Source organism: Paenibacillus sp. J53TS2 (assembly GCF_018403305.1).
Taxonomy (GTDB): domain Bacteria; phylum Bacillota; class Bacilli; order Paenibacillales; family Paenibacillaceae; genus Fontibacillus; species Fontibacillus rhizolycopersici.
In genome coordinates this window covers 77,992-85,369 of sequence record NZ_BOSK01000015.1, presented here as the reverse complement: position 1 = coordinate 85,369, position 7,378 = coordinate 77,992, and the positions used below count along the sequence as shown (strand labels likewise).

At 55.3% G+C, this 7,378-nt stretch carries 5 protein-coding genes; 2 read left to right on the top strand and 3 right to left on the bottom strand.

Features of this window, described 5'->3' with window-relative positions; genetic code table 11:
* Positions 1-492: 492 nt before the first annotated feature.
* Both KJS42_RS21680 and KJS42_RS21675 read right to left on the bottom strand, forming a co-directional pair.
* On the bottom strand, positions 493-1,788 hold the full coding sequence (locus tag KJS42_RS21680) for a glycosyl hydrolase family 28-related protein (protein ID WP_213624110.1): 1,296 nt from the start codon (positions 1,786-1,788) through the stop codon (positions 493-495).
* Positions 1,781-2,851 (bottom strand): LCP family protein, encoded by a 1,071-nt coding sequence (locus tag KJS42_RS21675; RefSeq protein WP_244868572.1) that lies wholly within the window; start codon positions 2,849-2,851, stop codon positions 1,781-1,783. The genes KJS42_RS21680 and KJS42_RS21675 overlap by 8 nt, the downstream gene beginning before the upstream one ends.
* A gap of 208 nt (positions 2,852-3,059) precedes the next feature.
* On the opposite strand from KJS42_RS21675, the gene KJS42_RS21670 reads away from it, so the two are divergent.
* Both KJS42_RS21670 and KJS42_RS21665 read left to right on the top strand, forming a co-directional pair.
* A complete protein-coding gene (locus KJS42_RS21670) occupies positions 3,060-4,028 on the top strand; it encodes an NAD-dependent epimerase/dehydratase family protein (RefSeq protein ID WP_155607501.1) in 969 nt (322 codons plus the stop codon).
* Between the two features lie 199 nt (positions 4,029-4,227).
* Complete coding sequence (locus tag KJS42_RS21665) at positions 4,228-5,757, top strand: DUF4129 domain-containing protein (RefSeq protein ID WP_213624109.1); 1,530 nt, start codon at positions 4,228-4,230, stop codon at positions 5,755-5,757.
* A gap of 74 nt (positions 5,758-5,831) precedes the next feature.
* Here the strand turns inward: KJS42_RS21665 and KJS42_RS21660 are convergent, their stop codons facing one another.
* Positions 5,832-7,136 carry a hemolysin family protein gene (locus KJS42_RS21660; protein ID WP_155607499.1) on the bottom strand — a complete coding sequence of 435 codons (1,305 nt, stop codon included), beginning with the start codon at positions 7,134-7,136 and terminating at the stop codon, positions 5,832-5,834.
* Positions 7,137-7,378 lie beyond the last annotated feature (242 nt).

Here is a 7,378-nt window from a genome sequence, read left to right as displayed (position 1 = left end):
CTGTATTCTTAATTCGTCGAACTTGCTGTGCTGAACTCTCATACGGACTACCTCCAGCTATATTTATTGTATATTGTTTAGCCTGAAAGTGTCCAAAGTGATTAGGGGGCTTTATAGAAATGTTGCATAAAGTACAACAAATTAGAGCGCCACAGGTAAAATGACCCCAGAATGTTGTACTAATGTCAACATTCTGGGGTTTTTAAGCAGTTTAGCGTCTGAAATGTTGCATATAATGCAACATTTTCAAGGGAAAAGGAGCCCAAGCAGGTGCACGATACAGCCCAAAAGGGACAAAACTAGCTCAACAGACACTCAACGGTCACTAATCAAGCTTCACTTGCAACTCAACAGGCACTTAACAGGAACACTCACCAGGAACTCAATAGGCACTAACCAGGCACTCACCGAACACCACCAAGCCGCCAGACACACAACACGCATACTAGATGCCATCCAAAACGATACCCAACCCGACTTCACTCCCCCTACTTACTTTGCTATATTGTCCGTCAGCGTCCCCGCTCCCGAGGCGAGCGCCCGGCGGGCATTGTCGGATAAGCGGATGGGCGTTTCTGCACCGTTTATCGCGTTGCCGGTGATCCGGAAGCCACCGATCTGGTCGAGGCGGATCCCGCTCGAATCGGGAAAAGGAGGGCTCACACCGCTTTCGATGACGTTATTCTCAATGACGATGCCGTCCGCCGCACCGACGTCAGCCTCAATGGCGGCATAGTAGCTGCCGGATCCCCCGATGATATTGCCGGACACGGTCACATCGCCGGCATAAACGGAAATCGCTGCGTACATGTCCTGAGGCAGCGCGTCCCTAGGCGTTGTGAGATAGCGGTTGTTCCCGGAGTAAGGGTTGACGATTCGGTTGTTCTTCACGACGACGCCGGGAGCGGAGATTTTAATCCCGCGTTTGGCGGCATGGTGGATGATATTATTGGATATCACGGAATCCGACAAAGGCGAGGAGCCCGGCGGCTGATCGAAATAAATACCGTCCGCATCCTCCCGCGGGGAAATATAAGAGATGAGGTTGCCCGATATGTTAACGCGGCGAGCGATCGTTCGCCCGGGTTCGCCCCAAGTCATAATTCCCCGAGCGACAGGAGCAGCCTCTCGCGCAGCGATCTCGGTGAGCGTACAGCCGAGGATCTTGATGTCGACGGTGTCCCCATAGATCATGATACCGGCGACGACGGTGGTGGACAACGGGTGCCGCGGATCCTCCGGCTGGTTCAAGTCCTGGATCGTGCTGCCCACGATGGCCACGTCTGACGAACCGCTGTGAACGCCGATGCCGCGGGTCAGCCGTGCGCCGCCGTCGATCACAACGCCGTCGATGCGGATCCTCCGCCCTTGGATCGAGACGGCCTCGAATCCGTAGCGGGCGCCGGAGACCGCACGGAACTTCAAGACGGGTCGGCCCAGGCCGCGGAGGGTTACGCCGCTGCGGAGCGGCAGCGGCTCGTCCAAGGCGAGCAGGTACGTACCGGGGGGCACGATGACGGTCGTGTCCCGGCCGGTGGCCGCCGCTTGCCGCAACACGCGCAAAAATACGCGGGTATCGTCCGTAATCCCGTCGCCCTTAGCGCCGGCTTCCTTCACGTTGAAGGTAGGCGCAGGGAAGGGGAGGGCAGGTCCCCATCGCAGCAACAGGCCCCAGCTCAAGGCCAGAATCAACATGACGAGGAGCAGCACTCGAAGCTGAAGCCCCCGAGGTCCTCCTCCACCCGGATACAGCTGGCCGTTGGGAAGAGGCGAGGTCGATTTACTCATCGGGCGCATCCCCTAAGATCTCACGGGAAAGCTCGGACCAGGCCTTCATATCCGGGATCCAATAATAAAGCTCGGCATTCACCAGCGGATCATGGGCTTTGCCGCTGCTCCCCGGAAACTGCACGAAATACATCTCCTCCGGATCGATGCCGCGAACCATCCAAGCCAGGCTAAGCATATCGGCATCGGTCAGATTGGTATCCAAAATGTCCTCTTTTACTTGTCGGATCAGCTCAGGCAGCTGGGCCAGGTTGTCTGGCACGAGCAGCCTGCGGGCGATCGCCTGAACGACCAGCGCCTGGTTTCGCTGCCGGGCGTTATCGCCGTCATCCAGCGATTTGCGCTCGCGGACGAAATCGAGAGTGGTTTCTCCGTTCCAATGCTGCTCCCCGGCAGGCAAGGTCCGATAATTGTAGGTTAGCTTGACGGGAGCGTTTAGCTTCACATCTACGCCGCCGATCGTATCAATGAAATGCTCGAATCCGTCGAAGTCCGTTTTGACGTAGTAGTTGAGAGAGCAACGGCATAAATTACTGACGGCCTGGATCGCGGCAAGGGTACCGGCGTGACCGCCTTTTCCGCCCGCTTCTGCCATGGCGTGCGCATGGTTGATCTTGGTCAAGCCAATCCCGGGAAGGTGGACCCGGGTGTCCCGGGGAATCGATACTAGGCTTACCTTATTTTGTCCCGGATTGACGTGAGCCAGCATCAGCACGTCGGTGCGGGAGGCTTCCTTTGCCCGGGCATCGGTGGCGAGCAGGAGCAGGTTAAAGCTGCCGCGATCACCGCGGATTTCTTCCGTCTGTGCGGGATTTGCCGCTGCAGCTTCACCGGTCGTCCCCGTATTTGCTACCCCGGACCGTTCCGACTTCTCGACAGATCCGTCGGACAGATCCTCCTGCCCTTTCCCGCCAACTGGCTCCGGCGTCGCCAACACGGGGATATCGGTCTCCCGAAAATGCCGGGACGGCTCGTATTTTAAATAGGCGGTCAGCAGTCCGCCAGCCACGAGGAGTAGAAGAACGACCGGTATCGCCACTTTTTTACGGATTTTCATTTTCATTGGGTTCCACTCCGTCTCTAGCGAAAATAGGCAAGATCTCGTTAAAAGAATTCATAGCAGTATATTAGTGGAATCGGGATTCTATACGCGAATACGTGCAAACAGACGAAGATCCAGCACTTTCCTAGTCTAATTCGGGCTAGGCCTACATAAGGTGGTTGAAACGGGGCAAATGCCGGTATTTTTAGGGAATAGGGGAGTCGAGACGATGAAAGTGCTAGTCACGGGGGGAGCGGGATTTATTGGCCGTCACACGGTCAAACGGCTTCTGGAAGAGGGGGAACAGGTGGTTGTGGTCGATACGGGCCAAACCGGAAATCCGAGAAAAATGGACGAGTCGGTCTCCTATTACTCGGTGGATATCGTTTCGGAGGAGCTGGAGTCTATTTTTGCAGAGGAACGCCCGGATGCCGTTATTCACCTTGCGGCTCAAACGAGCGTTCGTCGCTCGCTGCAGAACCCGTCGGCCGATGCCGAGACGAACATTCTGGGGACCATTCAGCTGTTGCAGCAATGCGTACGCTTTGGAGTGCGGCGGATCGTGTTTGCCTCATCGGCCGCGGTCTACGGAAATCCGGATCATCTGCCGATCAAGGAGTCGCACGGCACGGAGCCATTGTCTTTTTACGGCGTTTCCAAACGGGTTTCGGAGATGTATATCCAATCGTTCAGCGAACGCTACGGCTTGGATTATTCCATTCTGCGGTACGCCAATGTTTACGGGATCCGGGAACGGCGTACCGGGGAGGATGGGGTGCTGACGGCGTTTGTGGAGCGGTTGATGGCGGGACTTCCGCTGGAGGTATACGGGGATGGGCTGCAGACACGAGATTTCGTGTACGTCAAAGATGTCGCAGAAGCGAATGTGCTGGCGCTGCGAAGCTCAGGCAATCAAATTTTGAATGTCAGCAGTGGACGAAGCATCTCGCTCCTGGAGGCACTCGGAATGTTGAAGGAGATCTCCGGACGAAATGTCCAGCCGCAATTTCGGCCTGCTCAGGCAGGGGATATCGAACAGAGCTTACTGGACAACGGCAAAGTTCGGGATGTCCTATGGTGGGAGCCCCGATATTCGCTGTATGACGGACTGTTGGAAATGATGGAATTTGAAACGGAAGCGCGAAAAAACCCTTTGCTCGTCGAGCGAGTCGGTTACAGTGAAACGTCAGTCATCTAAATGACTTGCGGCTCACTCACGCCAGCAGTGGAATCTACCCCGCCTCTTGCGAGAGGAGCGGGGTTCTTTTTTTGCGTCGGTTTCAGCGACGCCCGCAGCGCCTTGCTCTGTGGTATGATGAAGCTAATGAAGAAGAGTATCTTCCGGTCGGAGGGGAAGAAGGAAGATGCGCTCGCAGGGAGATCGGGAGGGATATCGGATGAGCAACAGGGGCGAATATGACGAACGGGACCGCGAACTGGCCGGGAAGGGAGAACGCGCCGACAATCACCAACGTGATGGGGAAAATGAATCCGCTTACCTTGTGCAGACGCTGCGGATAGGGTTAGGTTGCCTGATGGAATACGTGCTGCTGCTGCCGGCTTGGATTTTGTTCGCGGCCTTTCTCCGGCCGCCGGAGTTCCCGGTAGCGGGGCTGGGGTTGTTGCCATTGTTGTCACTAGCCGGCGTCCTGGCTGGCCCGCGCCTCCATAAGCTGTGGCAACGCGGGGCGGTGGCCCTCGGGTTCGGCTTGGCCTTTGCCGCGGCCGCCTTCGCCTGGGCCGGCGGAGTGGGGGCACTTGGCTACGGCAACGCGCCCTCCGTCGCTGTCTTTCTCTTGCAAACCGCCGCGCTGCTTGCCGCCGGCGTGCTCTGCTCGCTGCAGGGGATGACGGTCCGCAATCGCCAGGGCAGCTATCGGCTGTATTGGGACGGGCTTGGCCTTTATTTCCTTGCGGGGATTTTTTTTCCGCGAATCGAGGCGCTTCAAGGAACCGTCCCGTTGATTACCTGGGCCGGCGTATTCAGCTTGGCCACCGCCCTGTTCGTAACCAACCACCAGTATTTACGCTACAGCTCGCATTCCGGTGATTCGGGAGAACGTCTGCCCGCGAGTCTCCGCCGCCATAACCGCTTGTTCGTCGGCGTCATCCTTGTACTCGCCTTGCTGCTAGCGGCCGGAGCCGGTCGCTGGATCGGCAGCCTGCTATTAGGATGGCTAAGAGCGGTCGTACGCTGGCTGCTTAGGCAACCGAAAGAACCCGAACCGTTGGAGCAGCCGGAGGTGGGGGTTCAGCCGCTGGAGCCCATGATCCCGGTGGAAACTCACGATCCGGATCTGCTCTCGCGCATCCTAAATTTTGCTTTTTATGCTTTCGGTGGCTTGATCATAGCCGCACTGCTGGGCTTTTTACTGTATTGGCTCTACAAGAACGCCGGCGGGATCTGGCGTAAGGCGATCGACCGTTTGCTCTCCCTGTTGCGTCGGGAAGGCGCTACGACGGAGCAAGCAGCTTACCTCGACGAGGAGACGAGCCTGTTCACTTGGGAGTCTACTCTGCAAGGATGGCGCAAGATGGGATCCCGCCTGCTGCGTTCCGGGAAGCCGCCTGAGCGTTGGGAGGGAATGAAGGATAACCGAGAAAGGGTTCGTTACTTGTATCGTTTATTTTTGCGGGAGGAGCAGGAGCGCGGATATCCGATGAAGCCCTATCTGACGCCGCAGGAAATGGTGAAGGAGTTAAGGTTGGAAACAGGGCGGAAGTCCGAAGCCACGAAAGCGACCAAACCCGGGAGACGGCGTTTCAGCTTTGGCGCGGGGAATTCGGAGAGGGAGAACAGTCGGGTCCGAGTGGACTCGGATGCCGCATTAAGCCCGTTGCTTCGGCTATACTACCAAGTACGGTACGGCGGGGAAACACCTCCTGACGAAGAACTGGCGGAGTTGAGACGGCGCTGGCCGCAGTAATCTTAGGTCACATAAACCCAAAAAGCGCGAGCCTGCAGAGATTCCCTCTGCGCTCGCGCTTTCTTACGCCTGCCTTAGGCGTCGTGCCTAACGATTTCGAGTTTCTTGAAACGATGCGGTTCCTTTTCTAGCAGCTTAAACGTCAAATCTTCATGCTCCAGCGTTTCCCCAACGTCCATAGACGGGTTCATGCCATAGAGCCAGCCGCCGATCGTATCGACTTCCTCGGTACTCAAGTCGGTCAAAAGTACGTCATTGATCTGATTCACCGTCACCGTGCCAAGGGCGACCACATGTGACTCATCCAACTGAACGATCGGATCTTCCTCTTCTTTATCGAATTCGTCGCGGATTTCCCCGACGAGCTCCTCAAGAATGTCCTCAAGCGCCACCAAGCCGGCTGTTCCTCCATATTCGTCGATCAGAATCGCCATATGGGTGCCTTCCTGCTGCATTTTCTTCAGCAGTTCGTTCACCGGGGTGACTTCCGAAACCGTCATCGCCGGCTGCAGCAGAGCGGCGAAACCGACGTTCGGATTGCCCTCGTAAGCCAGGAAAAACTGCTTCGTATTCACGATGCCGATAATGTTATCCTTGCTGCCTTCGACGACGGGAAAACGGGTATATTGCTGCTCCCGAATGATATCCAGGTTCTCCTGGCGCGTCTTGTCCGTATATAAACACACCATGTCGGTGCGAGGTACCATTATTTCCTTGGCGAGCAAATTATCAAATGCAAAAATCCGGTTTACGTAGCCAAATTCGCTCTGATTGATTTTGCCGCTTTCGAAGCTTTCATTGATGATGATTTGCAGTTCTTCCTCCGAGTGCGCTTCTTCATGTTCGGAAGCTGGCTTGACGCCAAACAGGCGCACCAGTTGGTTGGCCGATCCGTTCAAGGCCCAGATGAAAGGGCGCATAACCTTCGTAAATAGAATCAAAGGCTTGGCCGTAAGAATAGCAATTTCTTCCGCTTTGCGAATCGCCACCGTCTTGGGAGCCAGCTCGCCCACAACAACGTGGAAATACGTGATGACGACAAACGCAATAATAAAAGAGAGCGCGCTGCCAACGGTCTCGGGTACCTCCAGGCGATGGAACAACGGATGCAGCATGCTCTCCACCGTTGGTTCTCCAAGCCATCCAAGTCCCAGCGCGGTAATCGTGATTCCGAGCTGGCAAGCCGATAGAAATCCGTCCAGATTAGAGGTGACCTGTTTGACGGCGAGGGCTCCTTTACGTCCCTCCGCTATCAATTGATCAACCCGGCTGCCCCGGACGCGGACGATCGCAAATTCGACCGCCACGAAAAATGCCGTGAGCGCGATGAGAATCGCGACTAAAAATAAATTTAATACCAATTGCCTGTCACTGTCCATTCGATGCATCTACTCCTCAATTTTTAAATATAAAGGCATAAAACTATCACTATTATATAATACAACCCCATAGAAACGCGAATTTTGCCCTAGGTAAAAAGTCGGGGTTATTCGGATATAATGTTCGTGTTTTATATTATTGTTATTATAAAATGCAATTAGTTGCACGTAATAATCAACAAAACACGAATATTAAATAAAAAACCACCTTGACTCATCCGTTTATTTCACTTATACTCAGA